The following is a 19,386-nucleotide window of genomic DNA, read 5'->3' on the forward strand; positions in this document are numbered from 1 at the left end:
CTCGGAGGGGCCCCGAATTCCCCGTCCGGCCGACGCCGGGGGCCGACGCGTGGCCGCGGAGACACGAAATGGACGATCGAAAGAGGGCTGACGGCATGCACCGTGCGCTGTGTCCGGTCGAGACACTCTACGTGGGCCAGAGAAGCAGGGCCGTCCTCTCCTGCTCCCTGCGCGGGCGCGTCGACGTCGAGGCGCTGTCGGCCGCGTTCGACGCGGTGACCGAGGAGAACCCGACGCTGCGCTCGCGCATCGTGCCGGACGGTACGGGTCACGCGCTGCGCCTCCTCGGGGAGGACGAGCGGCCCCGGCTGGTCACGCGCACCGGTGACGAGGACGAGGCCTACGCCGCCGAGCTGAACACGCCCCTGCCGGTCGGGGGGCCGCTGACCCGCGCCGTCCTGGTCAGCGCACCGGACGGCGACCGCCACCTGTTCGTGCTGCTGGTGGACCACACCGTCACCGACGGCCACAGCAGCATCGCCCTGCACAACGCGCTGTGGGACCGCTACCGGGCGCTGGTCGAGGGGGAGGGGACCGCGGCCGCGGCGGCCGCCGTGTCCGCGGAGCCGCACTGGCCGCAGCCCGTGAGCGCGTTGCTGCCTCCCGCCGACGAGGCCGACACGGCCAAGTACCTGGACGGCCGCCTCGAGGAGGTGCGGCGGCACCCGGTCGAGCTCGTGCCGTACGACGTGCGGCCCGCGTCCGCCACCGGGCCCGGCCCGGGCGGGGACGGCTCCGGCGGCGGGCACATCGAGGTGTGCCGGCTGACCCTGGACACGGAGCGCACCGCACGTCTGCGCCGGGCGGCGCGGCAGTCGGGCGTCTCCGTGCACTCCCTGATCGCGGCGTCGCTGCTGACGGCGGCCAGGCGGCGCCTGGACGGTGACGGCCCCCGGACCCTCGGCTGCCTGTCCCCCGTCGACCTGCGGTCGCGGCTGTCCCCGCCGCTGCCCGCGTCGGTCATGGTGCCCGCGGTCACCACCCACCTGCAGACCCTGGAGGTGTCCGGGTCCCCGGATCCGCTGGAACTGGCGCGCACCGTCCACGCCCGCCTGGGCGACTTCATCGCCCGCGGCGACCAGTTCCACGAGATGCGGATCACCCCGGAGATCCCCCGGAACCCCACGCTGCAGCTGGCGACGGTGATCGCCACCAACATGGGTGTCGTCCCCGGCCCCCGGCTGCCGAGCGGGCTGCAGGCGGTCGACGTCCGCCTCGTGCCCGCCCGCGAGCAGTACTTCCCGCAGGCGGGGCGCAGCCCCCTCATGGCGTGCGTGGTCTCCTTCGAGGGCCGGCTCTCCATCGAGTTCCCGCACTACACGGCCTGTTTCAGCCCGTCCTTCACCGCGGCGTTCCGCGACGACGTCCTCCAGGGCCTCCTCGCCTTCGCGGACACCGCCCGGCCCGGGCACGCCCCCGCGGACCCCGCCTGAAGGCCGCCCCGCCCCCGGCTCACGCACACGCCCGGCCGCCGTGAGGAGTTCCTCCCGCATGACCACCGTCAGCGCACCCCCCTCTCCCCTGACGCTGCTGCCCCGAGCCCAGGCGGGCGACGAGCACGCGATGAACCATCTGCTGACCGGCATCACGCCCTATGTCGCGCGCATCTGCCGGTCCATCACCCACGACGACGGCGCCGACGCCACCCAGGAGGCGCTGCTCGCCATCTACCGCGGCCTGGGCACCCTGCGCGAACCGGCCGCCTTCTACGGCTGGGTGCGCTCGGTGACGGTCCGTGAGGCCGTCCGCGCGGCGAAGCGGTACGGCGAGGAACGGACCTGCTCGCACCTGGAGTCGAGACAGGAGACGAACCCGCTGGACGCGGTGCACATCAGCGATGTGCTGGAGCGGCTGTCGCAGGCGCACCGGCAGGTCCTCACCCTGCGCGCCTACGGGCTCAACGAGGAGGAGATGGCCGAGGTGCTGTCCCTGCCCGTGGGGACCGTGCGCTCCCGGCTGTTCCGCGCCCGCCGCCGGTTCCAGGAGGCGTGGCAGCCCTCGGCCGCGTGAGGCGGACGCCGGCCTCCCGCGGCGGCCGGCTCCCGGGCACGCGCCGGCGGACTCCGCCCGGGGCGCTGGGCCCGCTCCGGAGGGACGCGGGGCAGCCACCGGCCCGCGGCGAACACGCCGAGCGCGTGGGCGCGGGCCACCAGCGCGGGACGGTGGGGCGCGTCGGACCTCCGCAGCATCCGTCCGACGCGGTACTCGATCCCCTGACGGCTCAGCGGGAGACGGGAGGCCGGCTGCACCGTGGACTCGCCGCCGGCCGCTCCCTGCGGGACCTGTGCGTCGAGGGCGCTGAGCACCGGCCCCGTGGATTCCCCCGCCCCGCCGCCCTTTTCCGGCCGGTGGACACCGGCTGCGGGGCGGAGAACGACGACCGGGCCGGCGAATTCTCCCGACGGGCCCCCGACGGCGGTGCCGGCCACTTCCGCGGAAAAGGTCCGGCCGGTGCCGTCGCGCCCCGTCACCCTTTCCGTGAAACGACGGCGACGGCCCTCGGAAAGGGCGGTGAACTGTTCCCGCGGACGGTTCGGCGCCTGCGCGTGGAGGGGGCCGAGGAGACGGCGCCCGCGTATCCCGGCCGCGCTCAGGCCGAATTTCCGGGCGAATTCGGGTTCCTCGGCCGTGACGACCGGGTCCCCGGGGGGAGGCGTGGGCCGTGCAGGCACCCCGGGGTGCCGCGCCGGCCGGTGTGCCGTTCCCGGTGAGGTGCCGGTGGGCGGAGGGAGCCGGGCGCACGGCTCCCCTCTCCTTGCGGGGCGAAGCGCCGGACGCACTCGTGGTCACCACGGACGTACCGTCCTTCTTCCTGGGCGTGGGGGCTGGGAGACGCCCGAGCAGCCGCACTTCGGCCGTCGGCTGAGAAGGCTCCGGCTGGAGCGGGGCATGAGCCGGGCGAACCTCGTCGGCGAGGGCGTGCCGACGGGGTACCCGTCACGCCTGGAGTCCGGTGAACGGCGCCCCACCGATCCCGGCCGGCCGCCGCCCCCGGGTGACACCCCGCGCCGACGGTCCCGGCGGCCGGCACCGACCGGTCCAGTCCCCGCGCATTGGCCTTGGTCGCCGCTTCCCCCGAGCCCTTACGGTCGGGCCATGCGGATTCGAATCGTCGACGCCTTCACCGACCGGCCCTTCGCCGGCAACCCCGCCGGGGTCCTGCTCCTGGACGCCTTCCCGGACGACCCCTGGCTGCAGAACGTCGCCCTGGAGGTCAACCACGCCGAGACGGCCTTCGCCCATCCCCTCCCCGAGGGCGGCGAGGCCGACTGGGCGCTGCGCTGGTTCACCCCCGCCACCGAGGTCGCGATGTGCGGCCACGCGACCCTGGCCACCGCGCACGTCCTGCACACCACCGGTGCGCACGAGGGGCCGGTGCGGTTCGCCACCCGCAGCGGCGTCCTCGTCGCCACCCCCGGCGAGGACGGCACCGTCACGCTGGACTTCCCCACCGCCCCGCTCACCGCGGTCGACGTTCCCGAGGGCGTCGCCGAGGCGCTGGGCGCCCGGCCGCGCACGGCCTTCGACACCGGCCCGAACGTCGGGGACCTGCTCGTCGAGCTCGCCGACGAACGGACCGTGCACGCCCTGCGGCCCGACCTCAAGGCCCTGACCGCCTACTCCGAGCGCGGCGTCATCGCCACCGCCCGCGCCGAGAACCCCGCCCTGGGCTACGACTTCGTCTCCCGCTGCTTCTTCCCGAACGTCGGCATCGACGAGGACCCGGTCACCGGCAGCGCGCACACCGCTCTGGCCCCCTACTGGTCCGAACGCCTCGGCCGTCCCGCCCTCACCGGCCTCCAGGCCTCACCGCGCTCCGGGCGCGTGCGCACGGAGCTGCGCGGCGAGCGCACCCTGCTGAGCGGACGGGCCGTGACGGTCATCGAGGGCGATCTGCTGGTCTGAGCCCGGCACGACGACGGGGGCGCGCGGCCGTGCCGCACGCCCCCGTTCCCGGGCGGCTCACGCCGTCGGGAGCCAGTCCACCCTGCCGGCCAGCAGCGCGTACCCCACGAACGCCCCGATGTCGAGCAGCGTGTGGGCGACCACCAGCGGCCCCACCCGGCCCCAGCGCCGGTAGAGGTACACGAACACCACGCCCATGACCATGTTGCCGATGAACCCGCCGATGCCCTGGTAGAGGTGGTACGAGCCGCGCAGCACCGAACTGGCCGCCAGCGCGGCGCCCGGGGACCAGCCCAGCTGGTCCAGCCGGCGCAGCAGGTAGCCGACGACGACGACCTCCTCGAGGATCGAGTTCTGCATCGCCGAGAGGATCAGCACCGGGTACTTCCACCACACCTCGGGCAGCGCCTCCGGCACCACCGTGAGGTTGAAGCCGAGCCCGCGCATGGCCAGGTAGAACGCGATGCCGCTGCTGCCGATGACCGCCGCGACCGCCGCTCCGCGGCCGAGGTCGGACCAGGGCCGGGTGCGGTCGAAGCCGAGGGTGCGCAGCCCCGCTCCCTCGCGCAGCAGGAAGTGCGCGACGAGCGCCACCGGCACGAGCGCCGTGGTGATCCCGAAGAGCTGCCAGGCCAGGTCCAGCCAGGGGCGGCCCGGGGCGGCCGAGGCGTTGAGCGTGGCCGCCTGGTCCTTCAGACCGCCCGGTTCGGTGACCGAGCCGAGGAAACTGATCAGCGCGGACACGCCGCTCGCGCCGAGCGAGAGCGCGAGCACGAGCAGCGTCTCGTTGCGGAGCGTCGTCCGCGAGAGTCCGCGCTCAGGATACGAATCGGCCACCGGGCCCGCCTCCGCCTGCACACCTGCCTCCACATCACCGATCGGTCCGATCAGTATGGGGGCAGCCGCTGTGCGCCCGGCCGGCGGTCCGCGGGGAGCGGTCAGACCGCCGGTACCGGTTCCGGCAGGCCCACCGGCCAGGTGTGCACCGGATCGCCCTGCTGCGTCAGCTCGCGGTAGCGGCGGGTGGTGGCGGCCAGCGCGGCCTCACGGCCGAGTCCCAGGTCCAGGGCCCGGTGGAAGGTCGCGGACTGCCAGGTCGCGCCGTTCACCCGGCGCCGGCACCGCTCCTCGATCACCCCGAGGTACAGGTCGCGGTCGGCGGGCTCGATGCCCCACGCGTCCAGTCCGGCCTCGGCGAGCGGCAGCAGCTCGTCGCGGACGAGGGTGACCGCGTCCACCTCGGCCGTACCGCCGTAGCGGCCGCGCCGGGGCCAGGTGAGGCGGGCGTCGATGCCGTCCTTGCAGGCGGCGTCGAAGTTGGCGGCGGCCGCCTCGAAGGGCAGCCGGCTCCACACCGGCCGGCTGTCCTCGGCGAGGGCGCGGACCACGCCGTAGTAGAAGGCCGCGTTGGCGATGACGTCGGTGACGGTGGGTCCCGCGGGCAGCACGCGGTTCTCCACCCGCAGGTGCGGGACACCGTCGGCGATGCCGTAGACCGGGCGGTTCCACCGGTAGATGGTGCCGTTGTGCAGGACGAGTTCGGCGAGGGTGGGGACGCCGCCCTCCTCCAGCACCCGGAGGGGGTCCTCGTCGTCGCAGATCGGCAGCAGGGCCGGGAAGTAGCGCAGGTTCTCCTCGAAGAGGTCGAAGGCCGAGGTGATCCACCGCTCCCCGAACCAGGTGCGCGGCCGCACCCCCTGGGCTTGGAGCTCGGGCGGACGGGTGTCGGTGGACTGCTGGAACAGCGGCGGCCTCGACTCGCGCCACAGTTCACGGCCGAAGAGGAAGGGGGAGTTGGCGCCCACGGCGATCTGGGCGGCGGCGACGGCCTGCGCCGCGTTCCACACGTCGGCGAAGCGGTCCGGGGTGACCTGGAGGTGCAGCTGCACGGAGGTGCAGGCGGCCTCGGGCGCGATGGACTTCGAGGTGCAGCTGAGGTGCTCCACCCCGTCGATGTCGAGCTTGAAGTCCTCACCGCGCGCGGCCACGATCTGGTCGTTGAGCAGGGTGTAGCGGTCGACGGCGGAGAGGTTCGAGGAGACCAGGTCGTCCCGGTCCAGTGTCGGCAGGATGCCGATCATCACGATGCCCGCGTCGACCTCGCCGGCTTTTCGGTCGGCGTAGCCGAGCGAGGTCCGCAGTTCCTCGTCGAGCCGGTCGAATACCCGCCCGCCCAGACGGTGGGGGGCGATGTTGACTTCCAGGTTGAACATGGCGAGTTCTGTTTGGAAATCCCGGCTCGCGATGCGTTCGAGGACTTGCGCGTTCAACATTTTCGGCATGCCGTCGGCGCCCGCGAGATTCAATTCGATCTCCAGCCCCATGAGGTTCTTGGGGCGGTCGAACCGCTTCTCCGCCAGGAGTCGCTCCAAGCCCGTCAGACACTTGCGGAGCTTGTCGCGGTAGCGCTGGCGATCGGACAGGTCGAACTGACCCGCCACGACCTTCTCCCCCATCGAAGGGTCCCTCCTCGGATGGGCGGACCGAAGAACGGCCGCCGGGGTTCTGGTGCACAAGGGAGGATGCCCCGCCGATGCGATCGATAACGCCCCGGACGGACCCATCGGCCGCTACGCTGGTGGGAGGTGACCAGTGGCACATTCACGAGGCATGGAACGCGGCGGGCGTTACGGGGCCACGACGAACTCGTGAAAAACGCCGATGGCAATGAGCCGACCGCTCCGCGGTCGTTTTCCGAGGTCATCGCCGCACACCCCACCTGGAATCGGGATGATTTTCGCATTTCACCGGCGAAAAGTACCCTTGTTTCACCGGTCGAAAACAGCTAGCCGAAACACAGCCCGAACACGCGTCGTATAAACTTCGTGCACAAGGCAGAAGGTTGGCGCCCACGGTCGAGCGATCCAGTCGACGAGGTGATGTGGCGGCAGGCCTCACCCCCACCTCTCGCGCTCGGACCCCCGGCCCCTGCCTCTCTGGCCTTCGCGAGCTGACAGCGCCGTCCGCCCCGCCCCGCCCTCGCGCCACTGTGCCTTCGAATGAGAGGCGACCCACCATGCCGCTGCATGTCCCTCCGGCTCCCGCGCCCGCACTGCGTTCCGTCCTGACCGCGCTCTCCTCCCCGACCGCGGTCAGCGAAGCCCGAACCCCCTCCCTGCTCGGCGCGCGGGGACCCGCCTCGCCCGAGCTGCCCCTGCCCGTGCACGTCCTGGACCGGATCACCGCCGAGGGCGTGTCCGCGACGCGACTGGCCGGGTGGCGTTTCCTGATCCGCTGCGGTGATCGCGCCGTGGCCGCCGCGGACACCGTGCTCACCCCCGACGGCTGGGCCTTCTCCCGCTTCTTCGAGGGCCCCTACGTCGCCTCCACCGAGCTCGCGCTGCGCCAGGCCGAGGCGGTGTCCCAGCCGTACCAGCCCCGGCTGCTGTCGCTCCCCGGCCTCTACATGCTGGCGCTCTGGCTGCACGGCGACCCCGCCGCGGACCCGGCCACCGGGCATCCGGCCGCCACCGACCTGCTCGTCCCGCTCGCCCCCGCACCGCCCGGGATCGCGGCCCACCGCCCGCACCGGGTCGCCGAACTGCTCCCGGTGCTGACCCTCCGGGCGGCTCCCACCCGGCTGCTCGGCTCCCCCGCCTGACGCCCCGCGCGATCCGGCTCCGCGTCCCCCGCCGCCCGTGCTCCCGGACGGCGGGGGACGCGCAGGTCCCCGCCCCTTTCCCGGCTCCTCCCGCGCCGCCCCTGCCACGCACGCCGATCGTTCTCGTGCGGGCGCCGAAGGGCCCCCGCCGGCCGGAGGACTCCCCGCGCCGCCTGACTAGCCCCATCCGGCCACGTCGAACCACCCGAAGTGACCGTGCAGTTGAGCTGAACCGTCCGCGCGGGTGACGCGTCATCAACCTGTGAGGAGCGGTGCCGCGAAATCCCTGCGGATCGTCGCCCGCGGGGCAACACTGGTTTCCGACCGACCTATCACAACGGGGGGCGGCCATGAACGAAGCTTCACGCCGCGGAACTGACACGACAGCCATCCCACAGGTCACCACAGAGCGAGAGATCCCACCCATGTGCCAGCACCAGCCACCGTGCCCCTCAGCCGATTCCGCCGACCGGGAGTCCGCCCGTCTCGTGGCGCACCACCCGGAGCAGGGATGGAGCCTGCTGTGCAACGGTGTCGTGCTCTTCGAGGACACCGGTGAGCTCCTGCCCGACGGCAGGATCATCGCCCCGCAGCGCCCCCGGGGCGCCCGCCTGACCACCGCCTGAGCACGGCCGGGCGCGGCGGGGCCCGCCCCGGGGACACGAGGGGCCGGACCGCAGGAGCTCCTGTGGACCGGTCCCGACGCGTGTCCGGGGTGCGTCACTCACCGTAGCCCGGCGCACGGCCGGGGTGACGGCCGGCCGCACCGGCCCCCTGCGCGCGGAGTTCACCGGCGGCGCCTTCCCCGGGCGTCCGCTTTCCGGAAGACTCCTGGAAGTTCCGCGGGTCCCCGTCACGGAGGTGGGCAAGTGGCAGCGCATGGGACCGACGCCGAGGGCGCCGGGGGCAGAGTCACGATCACGGAGATCGCCCGGCGGGCCGGTGTCTCGGTGCCGACCGTCTCCCGCGTGGTCAACGGCCGCTCCGACGTCTCCCCGCGGACCCGGGGCCCGGGTCGAGGACCTGCTGCGCCGCCACGGCTACCGCAAGCGCCCCACGGCCTCGCCCTCCCGGGCGGCCCTGCTCGACCTGGTCTTCCACGACCTCGACAGCCCCTGGGCGGTGGAGATCGTCCGCGGGGTCGAGGAGGCCGCCCACGGGGCCGGGGCGGGCACGGTGGTGTCGGCGGTCCACGGGCGCTCCGGTGACGCCCGGGAGTGGATGCGCAATCTGCGGGCGCGCGCGTCCGACGGCGTCATCCTCGTGGCCTCGGCCCTGGGACCGGTGCTGCACGAGGAGCTGCGGATCCTCGGGGTGCCGCTCGTGGTCGTGGACCCGGCGGGCTCCCCCGCCCTGGACGTGCCCACCGTCGGCGCCGCCAACTGGTCGGGCGGCCTGGCCGCGACCGAGCACCTGCCGGCCCTCGGGCACCGCCGGATCGGCCTGATCGCCGGGCCGCCGCGCCTGCTGTGCTCCCGGGCCCGGCTCGACGGCTACCGGGCGGCGCTGGAGGGCTCCGGCGTCACGGTCGACGCGTCCCTGATCGTCCCCGGCGACTTCCGCCCGGAGTCCGGGTTCGCCGGCTGCAACACCCTGCTGGACCTGCCCGAGCCGCCGACCGCGGTGTTCGCGGGCAGCGACCAGATGGCACTGGGCGCGATCGAGGCGCTGCGGCGGCGCGGCCTGAGGGTGCCGGAGGACATGAGCGTGGTCGGCTTCGACGACCTCCCGGAGGTCCGCTGGTCGGCTCCGCCGCTGACCACGGTCCGCCAGCCCCTGGCGGACATGGGCAAGCTCGCCGTCCGCACGGTGCTCCGCCTCACCCGCGGCGAACGGCCGGACCCGCCCCGCGTGGAACTGGGCACCGACCTGGTCGTACGGGCGAGCACCGCGGTGCCGGCGAAGCGGGGCTGACAGAACAAGGGGGGCGCGGCCCGCCGCCTCCCCCCGACGGGACGGACGCCGTGCGTCCGCCGGCCGGGGAATTCCGGAAGGCATCCGGAAGCACGTGCCGTCGCCGCGCCTCGAAGACGGCCGCCGAACGCGGCACCCCCGCGCGGCGGGCCGCCCGGGCGGGCCGCCGCCGCGCCCGCACCCGGGCCCCCGGCCCCGCTCCCGCCGCCCTATCGTGACCGGCATGCAGTCCTACACGATCGGCCGGGCAGCACGACTGCTCGGCGTGAGCCCGGACACCGCCCGCCGCTGGGCGGACGCGGGCCGGATCCCCACCCACCGCGACGACAGCGGACGACGGCTCATCGACGGACGGGACCTGGCCGCGTTCTCGGTGGAGCTCGCCAGGGCGGGCGCCGCCGAGGAGGACACCCCGTACACCTCGGCCCGCAACGCCTTCCCCGGCATCGTCACCGCGATCAAGCTCGGCGACGTCGCCGCCCAGGTCGAGATCCAGGCCGGCCCGCACCGCCTCGTCTCCCTGCTCACCCGGGAGGCGGTCGAGGAACTGGGGCTGGAGGTCGGCGTGGAGGCCACCGCACGCGTGAAGTCGACCAACGTCCACATCGACCGCGTCTGACGGGGCGAAAGCCTCCTGTGCGAACGCACATGCCCGCCTGCTCGCCTCTTTTCCTGGCTCATGCGATGCGACAGGAGACTTCCCTCTGGCAGATGCGCCAGTATCATCGGCGTACCGGAGAGACCGTGTCCGCTCCTCCCCCGCCCCGCAGAGGGAGTGCCACCGAGATGCCCCGTTCCACGCACCGTCCCCGGCGTTCCCCGTGGACCGCCGGTGCCGCGGCCGCCGCCCTCCTGGCGCTGGGCGGCTGCTCCGCGTCCGGCTCGAGCGCCTCGGGGGCCACCGGGGACGGTCCCTCCGGGACGGTCACCGTCTTCGCGGCCGCCTCGCTCGAGGAGAGCTTCACGACGCTCGGCGAACGGTTCGAGAAGGAGCACCCGGGGACGGAGGTCACCTTCAGCTTCGGCGGCAGCGACACCCTGGCCGCCGGCATCGTCGGCGGTGCCCCGGCCGACGTCTTCGCGGCGGCCAGCGCCAGGACGATGAAGCTCGTCACGGACGAGGGGCGCACGGCGGGCAGCCCGAGCACGTTCGTCCGCAACCGTCTGGAGATCGCCACCCTGCCGGGCAACCCGCACGGGATCGACTCCCTGGAGGATCTGACCGCGCCCGGTCTGAAGGTCGTGCTGTGCGACCGGACGGTGCCCTGCGGTTCGGCCGCGCGAACGGCCCTCACGGCCGCCGGCGTCGGACTGACGCCGGTTTCCTACGAGCAGGACGTCAAGAGCGCCCTGACGAAGGTCGAGCTGAGGGAGGCCGACGCCGCCGTCGTGTACCGCACGGACGTGAGGGCCGCGGGTGACAAGGTGGAGGGCGTGGAGTTCCCGGAGTCGGCCGAGGCCGTCAACGACTATCCGATCGCCCGCCTCGAGAGCGCCCCGAACCCGGCGGCGGCGAAGGCGTTCGTCGCCCTGGTGAAGTCACCGGAGGGCCGCAAGGTCCTGGCCGAAGCCGGGTTCCTCGAGCCGTGACCGGTCAGCACGGCGCCCCGCCGGACCCGGGCACGCCCGCGCCCGCGCCGTCCCCCGGCGGCGGCCGGAGCGGGACACGGGCCCCGAGGGCCCCCCGCACCCCCGGCCGCGGCGTCCCCCTCCCCCTCCTCGCGCCCGCCCTCCTGGGCCTCGCCTTCCTCCTGGTCCCCCTCCTCGCCCTCCTCCTGCGGGCTCCCTGGCGCAGCCTCCCCGAGCAGTTGACCAGCCCCGAGGTGTGGCAGGCGCTGCGCCTGTCACTGGTCTGCGCCACGGCGGCGACCGCGCTGAGCCTGGTCGTCGGCGTCCCGCTGGCCTGGCTGCTGGCCCGTGCGGACTTCCCCGGCCGCGGTCTGGTCCGCGCCCTGGTGACGCTTCCGCTGGTCCTCCCCCCGGTGGTGGGCGGCGTCGCCCTGCTGCTCGCCCTGGGCCGCAACGGCGTCGTCGGCCGGTGGCTGGACGCGTGGTTCGGCGTCACCCTGCCGTTCACCACCACGGGTGTCGTGCTCGCCGAGACGTTCGTGGCGATGCCGTTCCTCGTCATCAGCGTCGAGGGCACGCTGCGGGCCGCCGACCCGCGCTACGAGGAGGCGGCCGCCACCCTGGGCGCCTCCCGCTTCACCGCGTTCCGCCGGGTCACCCTGCCGCTGATCGCCCCGGGCATCGCGGCCGGCGCCGTCCTCGCCTGGGCCAGGGCCCTCGGTGAGTTCGGCGCGACGATCACCTTCGCCGGCAACTTCCCCGGCCGCACCCAGACCATGCCGCTCGCGGTGTACCTCGCCCTGCAGAACGACCCGGCCGCCGCGATCGCCCTCAGCCTGGTGCTGCTGGCGGTGTCCGTCGCCGTGCTCGCCGGGCTGCGGGACCGCTGGATGAGGACGGCCTGACCCGTGCCCGAGACCACCCCGAAGCGTTCCGGACGAGCGCCCGGCCCCGCCGGTCCCGTGCCCGGACCGGCCGCCGAGGGCCTCGACGCGCGGCTCGTCGTCGACCGCGGCTCCTTCCGCCTGGACATCGCGCTCACCGCCGCGCCCGGCGACGTCGTCGCCCTGCTGGGCCCGAACGGCGCCGGCAAGACCACCGCCCTGCGCGCGCTGGCCGGCCTCACCCCGCTCACGGCGGGCCACCTGCGGCTGGACGGCGCCGAGCTGCGCCGCACGCCGCCCGAGTCGCGCCCGGTCGGCGTCGTCTTCCAGGACTACCTGCTCTTCCCGCACCTGACCGCCCTCGACAACGTGGCCTTCGGACCGCGCTGCCGGGGCACCGGCAAGGCGGAGGCCCGGGCCCTGGCCGCCGAGTGGCTGGAGCGCATGGGCCTGGCCGAGCACGCCGGTGCCAGGCCCCGGCACCTGTCCGGCGGCCAGGCCCAGCGCGTGGCCCTCGCCCGTGCCCTGGCCACCCGTCCCCGGCTGCTGCTCCTGGACGAACCCCTCGCCGCCCTGGACGCCCGCACCCGGCTGGAGGTGCGTGCCCGGCTCCGCCGCCACCTGGCCGCCTTCGAGGCCGTCGCCGTCCTGGTCACGCACGATCCGCTGGACGCCATGGTGCTGGCCGACCGTCTGGTCGTCGTGGAGCGGGGCCGGATCGTGCAGGAGGGCGCGCCCTCCGACATCGCCCGCCACCCGCGCACCGAGTACGTCGCCCGGCTGGTCGGCCTCAACCTGTACCGCGGACAGGCCGACGGCCACACGGTCCGGCTCGACGCGGGCCCGGCGGTGAGCACCACCGAGGACCTCACCGGCCCCGCCTTCGTGGCGTTCCCGCCCGGCGCCGTGACCCTCTACCGCGACCGCCCGACCGGCTCCAGCGCCCGCAACCTCTGGCGCTGCGAGGTCGCCGGCCTGGAGCCCCACGGCGACCAGGTCCGCGTGGAGCTCACCGGCGAACTCCCCCTGGCCGCCGATCTCACCACGGTCGCCGCGGCCGAGCTGGACCTGCGTCCGGGCGCCCCGGTCTGGGCGACGGTCAAGGCCGCGCAGACCCACGCCTACCCGGCGTAGGCCACGGCCGCCCGCACGCGAACGGCCGGCGCGCACGGCGAGGGGCCCCGCCCGGCCGCACGGCCGGGGCGGGGCCCCTGTCGTCCTGTCGCTCCCGGTGGGTCAGTCCTCGTACGCGTCCAGCGGCGGGCAGGAGCACACCAGGTTCCGGTCGCCGAAGGCCTGGTCGATGCGGCGCACCGGCGGCCAGTACTTGTCGGCGGCGTTCACCCCGGCCGGGAACACGGCCTCCTCGCGGCCGTACGCGTGCTCCCACTCCCCGCCGAGCGCGGCGGCGGTGTGCGGGGCGTTGCGCAGCGGGTTGTCGTCCGCGGGCCACTCGCCGGAGCCGACCTTCTCGATCTCCGCGCGGATCGCGATCATCGCCTCGCAGAACCGGTCGAGCTCGGTCAGGTCCTCGGACTCGGTCGGCTCGATCATCAGCGTGCCGGCCACCGGGAACGACATCGTCGGCGCGTGGAAGCCGTAGTCGATCAGCCGCTTGGCCACGTCGTCGACGCTGACGCCGGTCGCCTTGGTCAGCGGGCGCAGGTCGATGATGCACTCGTGCGCGACCAGCCCGCCGGGGCCGGTGTAGAGCACCGGGTAGTGCGGCTCGAGGCGCTTGGCGATGTAGTTGGCGCTGAGCACCGCCACCTGCGTGGCCCGCTTGAGCCCCTCGCCGCCCATGAGCCGGACGTACGCCCAGGAGATCGGCAGGATGCCCGCCGAGCCCCACGGCGCCGCCGAGATCGGCCCGACGCCGGTCTCGGGACCGGCCTCGGCCTGGAGCGGGTGGTTGGGCAGGTACGGGGCGAGGTGCGCCCGCACGCCGACCGGGCCGACGCCGGGACCGCCGCCGCCGTGCGGGATGCAGAAGGTCTTGTGCAGGTTCAGGTGCGAGACGTCACCGCCGAAGTGGCCCGGCTTGGCGAGGCCCACCAGCGCGTTGAGGTTGGCGCCGTCGACGTACACCTGGCCGCCGGCCTCGTGCACCTGCGCGCAGATGTCGGCGACGTGCTCCTCGAACACGCCGTGCGTCGAGGGGTACGTGATCATCAGCACCGCCAGCTCGTCGCGGTACTGCTCGATCTTGGCCCGCAGGTCCTCGACGTCGATCTCGCCGTCCTCGGCGGTCCTGACGACGACGACCTTCATGCCGGCCATCACGGCGCTGGCCGCGTTGGTGCCGTGCGCGGAGGACGGGATGAGGCAGACGGTGCGCTGGTCGTCGCCGTTGGCCCGGTGGTAGCCGCGCACGGCGAGCAGGCCGGCCAGCTCGCCCTGGGAGCCGGCGTTGGGCTGGAGGGAGACCTTGTCGTAGCCGGTGACCTCGGCGAGCCGCTCCTCCAGCTCGTGGATGAGCGTGAGGTAGCCCCGCGCCTGCTCGACGGGCGCGAAGGGGTGCAGCTGCCCGAACTCGGGCCAGGTGACCGGCTCCATCTCGGTGGTCGCGTTGAGCTTCATGGTGCAGGAGCCCAGCGGGATCATGCCGCGGTCCAGCGCGTAGTCGCGGTCGGCGAGACGGCGCAGGTAGCGCAGCATCGCGGTCTCGGAGCGGTGCTGCTGGAAGACGGGGTGGGTGAGGTACTCGTCGGTGCGCAGGAGCGCCTCGGGGAGGGTGTCCCGCGCGGTGGCGTCCAGCGCCTCGGCGTCGCCCTCGACGCCGAAGGCGCTCCACACGGCGCCGAGCTGCGCCCGGGTGGTGGTCTCGTCGCAGGCGATCGAGACGTGGTCGGCGTCGACGAGCCGCAGGTTGACGCCGTTGTCACGCGCGGCGGCGACGACCTCGGCGGCCCGCCCCGCGGTCCGCACGGTCAGCGTGTCGAAGTAGGAACCGTGCACGATCTCGGCACCGCCGGCCCGCAGCCCCTCGGCGAGGATCGTCGCGTACCGGTGGGTGCGCCGCGCGATGGTCCGCAGGCCCTCCGGGCCGTGGTAGACGGCGTACATCCCGGCCATGACGGCGAGCAGCACCTGGGCGGTGCAGATGTTGCTGGTGGCCTTCTCCCGGCGGATGTGCTGCTCACGGGTCTGCAGCGCCAGCCGGTAGGCCTTGTTCCCGTCCGCGTCGACGGAGACGCCGACGAGCCGCCCGGGCAGGCTGCGCGCCATCTTCTCCTGGACGGCCATGTATCCGGCGTGCGGCCCGCCGAAGCCCATCGGCACGCCGAAGCGCTGCGTGGTGCCGACCGCGATGTCCGCGCCGAGCTCGCCGGGGGACTTCAGCAGGGTCAGGGCGAGCAGGTCGGCGGCGACGGTGACGAGCGCGCCGAGCTCGTGCGCCCGGTCGATCACCGGCTTGATGTCGCGCACGGCACCGGAGGCGCCCGGGTACTGGATCAGCACACCGTTGATCTCGCGCTCGGCGACCTCGGCGGGGATGCCCTCGCTGAGGTCGGCGACGACGACCTCGACGCCGGTCGGCTCGGCGCGGGTCTCGATCACGGCGATGGTCTGCGGCAGCGCGTCCGCGTCGACCAGGAACAGGCCCTTCTTGTTCTTGCCCATGCGCCGCATCAGCGCCATCGCCTCGGCGGCGGCGGTGCCCTCGTCGAGCAGGGAGGCGCCGGAGGTCGGCAGGCCGGTGAGGTCCGCGACCATGGTCTGGAAGTTCAGCAGCGCCTCGAGCCGCCCCTGGGAGATCTCCGGCTGGTACGGCGTGTAGGCCGTGTACCAGGCGGGGTTCTCCATCACGTTGCGCAGGATGACGGGCGGGGTGAACGTCCCGTGGTACCCGAGCCCGATCATGGAGCCGAGCACCTGGTTGCGGTCGGCCAGCGAACGCAGCTCGGCCAGCACCTCGGCCTCGCTCCGCGCACCCGGCAGGTCCAGCGCGTCGGCGTTCTTGATCACATCCGGGACCGCGGCGGCCGTCAGCTCGTCGAGCGAGCCGTAGCCGACCTGCGCGAGCATCTTGGCCCGGGCCTCGTGGTCGGGGCCGATGTGACGCTGCTCGAAGGGCGTTCCCTGTTCGAGCGCGGAGAGCGGGGTGCGGTGGGCGGTCATTGCGGAGGCCTCCTGGTCTGACGACCTTCGAGGGGCACCACGGCGCGGGTGCCCGGACGGCCTCCCCCTCTGTCATCTCAACCTGAGAGCTTCACCGGATCACCCGAAGGCACCCGGCTTTCACCGTCGGTGAGAGCGGAAGCCGTCGACACCCGCCCTGCTTTCCAGAGTGACCTCGTCCGTGCGGTACGTGGGCCTGAGAGATTCCGGGGAGGATTTGCTCCTTCGGCGCCTCCGATGGTGCCTGGAGGACTCTCCCGCACGGGGTCAGCAGCCGCTTGCCAGCGTACCAGCGAGGGCCACGCACGGACCTTCGAGTGGCCGCTCCGCCGATTGTGCCCTTTTGTAGTGCTTACGGATGAGTTGCGACCAGTGGAGGGCCTGTGCAGACCGACATCGATCCGCGCCACCTGATCGGCCGCAAGGCGTTCGACCGCAACGGAACCCGGATCGGCACGATCGACGAGATCTATCTCGACGACGCCACCGGTGTACCGGAGTGGGCGGCGATACGCACCGGCCTGTTCAGCAGGGACGCCTTCGTCCCCCTGGAGCCCAGCGAACTGATCGACGGCGCCCTCCACGTCCCCTTCGAACGCGCCCTGATCAAGGACGCCCCGGACTTCGGTGTCGGCCGCCACCTCTCCCCGGAGCAGGAACTCCAGCTCTACCACCACTACGGCCTGGACGTGGCCGCCCCGCCTCCGTTCCCGGACCGCGACTTCGGCCAGCTCGCGGGCAAGGACGAATCGGCCTGAACACCCGCGTCCCCGGGCCGCTCCCCGGCCCTCACCCCGGGCAGGCTCCCGGCGGCACGCCGTAACCCCCGGGAAGAGGCCCCGCCCGACCCCTCACCGACCCGCCGCCCCCTGGACGTACCGCGCCCGCTCCGGGACGGACCGCAGGGCCGTGGTGCCTCGGGGACGTACCGCAGGGTTCGTGGCGCCTCGCGGGCCGCCGCGCCCCGCCGGGCCCCGCGACGGCGGCCGCCTCCCGGCCCGGGCGTCCCGTCCGCCCCACCCGATCCGCCGGCGCCCCGCTCACGGACCGCACCCGGCCCCGGCCCCGTGACCGCAGCCGCAGCCGGGCCCCGGAGGCGCGCCCGTCCCCCGTCTCACCCGGATGGCCGCACGCAGCCGCACCACAGACCGCGCCCACCGCAGACCGCGCTCGCCGCGGCAGCTCACAGCGCGCCCCGGGCCCGCTTCCGGTGCCGTCGGCACCGCCGCCGCCGGAACCCGCTCACGGACTCGCCGAACCCACCCCGCCGGCCTCCGTCCGCCCGCTCTCCCCCGGCTTCCGGGTCACCAGCGGCAGCGGTTCCGCCGGTTCCAGATCCGGGTCTTCGATCCGGAAGGTCATCACCCGTCCCGGCTCCGAACCGGGCGTCTCGAAGCGCACCGTGACCCGCCCCAGCCCACTGCCCTGCACCCACCCGTGGCCGTGGACGGCGTGCCGCACGTCGTGCCCCGCCGGCCACCGCCGCTCGGTGGGACTCTGGCGCTCCTCCACGGGCACGGCCTCGGGCTCCTCCCCGAGGGCGTCCTCGGGCACGCCCGCCGCCTGCGCGAACAGGTCCTCCTGCGTGTAGTCGGCCAGTCCGCTGACCCCCACGCCCAGCAACCGCACCCCGCCCGTGGTGTCGACCGACTCCAGCAGCCGCGCCGCCGCCTCCCGCACCACCGCCGGATCGTCCGTCGGCCCGCGCAGCGTCTCGGACCGGGTGAGGGTGGAGAAGTCGTACCGCCGCACCTTCAGCACGATGGTCCGCCCCGACAGCCCCGCCCCCCGCAGTCTGCGCACGCACCGGTCGGCGAGCCGCCGCACCTCCGTCCCCACCCGCACCCGGTCGTGGATGTCCACGTCGTACGTGTCCTCGACCGACACCGACTTCGCCTCCCGCTCGGCCACCACGGGCCGCTCGTCCCGCGCCAGCGCCATGGCGTACAGCGCGTGCCCGTGGGCCTTGCCCAGCAGCCGTACGAGCTCGTCCTCCCCCGCCTCGGCGAGCTCGTCGACCGTGTGGATCCCGGCCCGCCTGAGGTGGTCGCCGGTGGCCGGTCCCACGCCCGGCAGCGTCCGCACCGGCATCGGTCCCAGCAGCGCCCGCTCGGTGCCCGGCTCGATCAGCACCAGCCCGTCCGGCTTCGCCTGCTCCGAGGCGATCTTCGCGAGCATCTTGGAGGCCGCGAGCCCCACCGACCCGGTGAGCCCCGTGACCGCCCGGATGTCCGCGCGCAGCCTCGCCCCGGCCAGTCGCGCCGACGTCCCGTCCCGGGCCGCGCCGCCGGCCTCCAGGTCCACGAAGGCCTCGTCCAGACTGAGCGGCTCGACCAGCGGAGACAGCTCCCGCAGCAGCCCCATCACCTGTTCGCTGATCGACCGGTAGAAAGCGAAGCGGGGCACCAGGTAGGCGGCGTTGGGCGCGAGCCGCCGGGCCTGCGCCATGGGCATCGCCGAGTGGACGCCGAAGACGCGGGCCTCGTACGAGGCGGTGGCGACCACACCGCGCGGCCCGAGCCCGCCCACGATGACGGCCTTCCCGCGCAGGCTCGGCTTGGACGCCTGCTCCACCGAGGCGAAGAAGGCGTCCATGTCGAGGTGCAGGATCGTGGGCGCGGATCTCACAGCTCCGATGCTGCCCTACACCACTGACAAGTCCCGCACCACTGGCGAGGAGGGTCCTCAGACGGCCCGGTTGCGCCGCCGCGCCAGCTCGTCCGCCGGATTGTGGCCGATCAGCGTCTCTCCGGTGTCGATGCGTTCCCCGTGCAGCTGGGACAGCGCGCTCTCGACGTCCCGCCACACCACGCCCACCGCGATGCCGAAGACGCCCTGGCCGCCCTGGAGCAGGGCGTGGACCTCGTCGGGCGAGGTGCACTCGTAGACCGTGGCCCCGTCGCTCATCAGCGTCATGCGCTCCAGGTCGCTGAAGCCCCGCTCGCGCAGGTGCCGGACGGCGGTGCGGATGTTCTGCAGGGACACACCGGTGTCGAGGAACCGCTTGACGATCTTCAGGACGACGACGTCGCGGAAGCTGTACAGCCGCTGCGTGCCGGATCCGTGGGCGGGCCGCACGCTGGGCTCGACCAGCCCCGTCCGGGCCCAGTAGTCGAGCTGCCGGTAGGTGATGCCGGCGGCCGCGCAGGCCGTGGGGCCCCGGTAGCCGATCTGCTCGGACGCCATGGATGTCGCCCCTCCGCTGCTCGGCACGGCCGTCGGCCGCCGCGGAGCGTGTTCGGTCGCGCCGCCGTGCTGCGGGAATCCCCCGCTCGGGCGGAGCCGGGAGCCCGGGGGAGAGAACGGCCCGTCCGCCCCGAGACCGTGTCCGGGGGCATTCCCAGCCGTACCGTCGCCGCTGCTTCTCACGCCGACCTCCGTCCTTGACCT

15 protein-coding genes, 1 pseudogene and 1 riboswitch are annotated in these 19,386 nt (G+C 74.0%); of the genes and pseudogenes, 11 read left to right on the top strand and 5 right to left on the bottom strand.

The genetic code is table 11. From position 1 onward, the window contains the following. Positions 1-95: 95 nt before the first annotated feature. From GL259_RS07825 to GL259_RS07835, 3 genes are all read left to right on the top strand, one after another. Positions 96-1,433 (top strand): protein kinase, encoded by a 1,338-nt coding sequence (locus GL259_RS07825; protein ID WP_159530505.1) that lies wholly within the window; start codon positions 96-98, stop codon positions 1,431-1,433. Between the two features lie 58 nt (positions 1,434-1,491). Then, the gene (locus tag GL259_RS07830; protein WP_159530507.1) at positions 1,492-2,010 is read left to right on the top strand and encodes an RNA polymerase sigma factor; all 519 of its coding nucleotides are present in this window, start codon (positions 1,492-1,494) and stop codon (positions 2,008-2,010) included. Between the two features lie 1,086 nt (positions 2,011-3,096). After that, the gene (locus tag GL259_RS07835; protein ID WP_159530509.1) at positions 3,097-3,906 is read left to right on the top strand and encodes a PhzF family phenazine biosynthesis protein; all 810 of its coding nucleotides are present in this window, start codon (positions 3,097-3,099) and stop codon (positions 3,904-3,906) included. Between the two features lie 57 nt (positions 3,907-3,963). Here the strand turns inward: GL259_RS07835 and GL259_RS07840 are convergent, their stop codons facing one another. Continuing rightward, positions 3,964-4,764 carry a type II CAAX endopeptidase family protein gene (locus GL259_RS07840; protein ID WP_159530511.1) on the bottom strand — a complete coding sequence of 267 codons (801 nt, stop codon included), beginning with the start codon at positions 4,762-4,764 and terminating at the stop codon, positions 3,964-3,966. Positions 4,765-4,844: 80 nt separating this feature from the next. Beyond that, the gene (locus GL259_RS07845; protein WP_159530513.1) at positions 4,845-6,362 is read right to left on the bottom strand and encodes a glutamate-cysteine ligase family protein; all 1,518 of its coding nucleotides are present in this window, start codon (positions 6,360-6,362) and stop codon (positions 4,845-4,847) included. Positions 6,363-6,922: 560 nt separating this feature from the next. On the opposite strand from GL259_RS07845, the gene GL259_RS07850 reads away from it, so the two are divergent. From GL259_RS07850 to GL259_RS07880, 7 genes and pseudogenes are all read left to right on the top strand, one after another. Beyond that, on the top strand, positions 6,923-7,507 hold the full coding sequence (locus tag GL259_RS07850; protein WP_159530515.1) for a hypothetical protein: 585 nt from the start codon (positions 6,923-6,925) through the stop codon (positions 7,505-7,507). Between the two features lie 425 nt (positions 7,508-7,932). Next, entirely contained in the window at positions 7,933-8,133 is a 201-nt protein-coding gene (locus GL259_RS07855) for a DUF5999 family protein (protein WP_159530517.1), read from the top strand. 243 nt (positions 8,134-8,376) lie between these two features. After that, positions 8,377-9,421 (top strand): annotated as a pseudogene (locus GL259_RS07860) (LacI family DNA-binding transcriptional regulator). Between the two features lie 223 nt (positions 9,422-9,644). Continuing rightward, positions 9,645-10,040, top strand: a complete 396-nt coding sequence (locus GL259_RS07865; RefSeq protein WP_159530519.1) for a helix-turn-helix transcriptional regulator — start codon at positions 9,645-9,647, stop codon at positions 10,038-10,040. Positions 10,041-10,207: 167 nt separating this feature from the next. Continuing rightward, positions 10,208-11,011 (top strand): molybdate ABC transporter substrate-binding protein, encoded by an 804-nt coding sequence (modA, locus tag GL259_RS07870; protein WP_159530521.1) that lies wholly within the window; start codon positions 10,208-10,210, stop codon positions 11,009-11,011. After that, positions 11,008-11,895, top strand: a complete 888-nt coding sequence (locus GL259_RS07875) for an ABC transporter permease (protein ID WP_159530523.1) — start codon at positions 11,008-11,010, stop codon at positions 11,893-11,895. The genes modA and GL259_RS07875 overlap by 4 nt, the downstream gene beginning before the upstream one ends. A gap of 57 nt (positions 11,896-11,952) precedes the next feature. Beyond that, a complete protein-coding gene (locus GL259_RS07880; protein WP_208026601.1) occupies positions 11,953-13,008 on the top strand; it encodes an ABC transporter ATP-binding protein in 1,056 nt (351 codons plus the stop codon). Positions 13,009-13,110: 102 nt separating this feature from the next. On the opposite strand, the gene gcvP is transcribed toward GL259_RS07880, so the two are convergent. Further along, complete coding sequence (gcvP, locus tag GL259_RS07885; RefSeq protein WP_159530527.1) at positions 13,111-15,996, bottom strand: aminomethyl-transferring glycine dehydrogenase; 2,886 nt, start codon at positions 15,994-15,996, stop codon at positions 13,111-13,113. 174 nt (positions 15,997-16,170) lie between these two features. Next, positions 16,171-16,266: riboswitch (glycine riboswitch) on the bottom strand. A 113-nt stretch (positions 16,267-16,379) separates the two neighbouring features. Here gcvP and GL259_RS07890 point away from each other — a divergent pair. Next, positions 16,380-16,754 (top strand): PRC-barrel domain-containing protein, encoded by a 375-nt coding sequence (locus GL259_RS07890; RefSeq protein ID WP_159530529.1) that lies wholly within the window; start codon positions 16,380-16,382, stop codon positions 16,752-16,754. A 484-nt stretch (positions 16,755-17,238) separates the two neighbouring features. Here GL259_RS07890 and GL259_RS07895 read toward each other — a convergent pair whose 3' ends face one another. Then, a complete protein-coding gene (locus GL259_RS07895; RefSeq protein WP_159530531.1) occupies positions 17,239-18,624 on the bottom strand; it encodes a DNA polymerase IV in 1,386 nt (461 codons plus the stop codon). A gap of 57 nt (positions 18,625-18,681) precedes the next feature. Further along, positions 18,682-19,365, bottom strand: a complete 684-nt coding sequence (locus GL259_RS07900) for a MerR family transcriptional regulator (protein WP_159530533.1) — start codon at positions 19,363-19,365, stop codon at positions 18,682-18,684. Between the last annotated feature and the right edge of the window lie 21 nt (positions 19,366-19,386).

The organism is Streptomyces sp. Tu 3180 (assembly GCF_009852415.1).
Lineage (GTDB): Bacteria > Actinomycetota > Actinomycetes > Streptomycetales > Streptomycetaceae > Streptomyces.

Bases quoted from the DNA above. Each gene is read 5' to 3' on its own strand.
- modA (WP_159530521.1), top strand. From the start codon at position 10,208: ATGCCCCGTTCCACGCACCGTCCCCGGCGTTCCCCGTGGACCGCCGGT.
- GL259_RS07865 (WP_159530519.1), top strand. From the start codon at position 9,645: ATGCAGTCCTACACGATCGGCCGGGCAGCACGACTGCTCGGCGTGAGC.
- gcvP (WP_159530527.1), bottom strand. From the start codon at position 15,996: ATGACCGCCCACCGCACCCCGCTCTCCGCGCTCGAACAGGGAACGCCC.
- GL259_RS07835 (WP_159530509.1), top strand. From the start codon at position 3,097: ATGCGGATTCGAATCGTCGACGCCTTCACCGACCGGCCCTTCGCCGGC.
- GL259_RS07825 (WP_159530505.1), top strand. From the start codon at position 96: ATGCACCGTGCGCTGTGTCCGGTCGAGACACTCTACGTGGGCCAGAGA.
- GL259_RS07830 (WP_159530507.1), top strand. From the start codon at position 1,492: ATGACCACCGTCAGCGCACCCCCCTCTCCCCTGACGCTGCTGCCCCGA.
- GL259_RS07845 (WP_159530513.1), bottom strand. From the start codon at position 6,362: ATGGGGGAGAAGGTCGTGGCGGGTCAGTTCGACCTGTCCGATCGCCAG.
- GL259_RS07850 (WP_159530515.1), top strand. From the start codon at position 6,923: ATGCCGCTGCATGTCCCTCCGGCTCCCGCGCCCGCACTGCGTTCCGTC.
- GL259_RS07855 (WP_159530517.1), top strand. From the start codon at position 7,933: ATGTGCCAGCACCAGCCACCGTGCCCCTCAGCCGATTCCGCCGACCGG.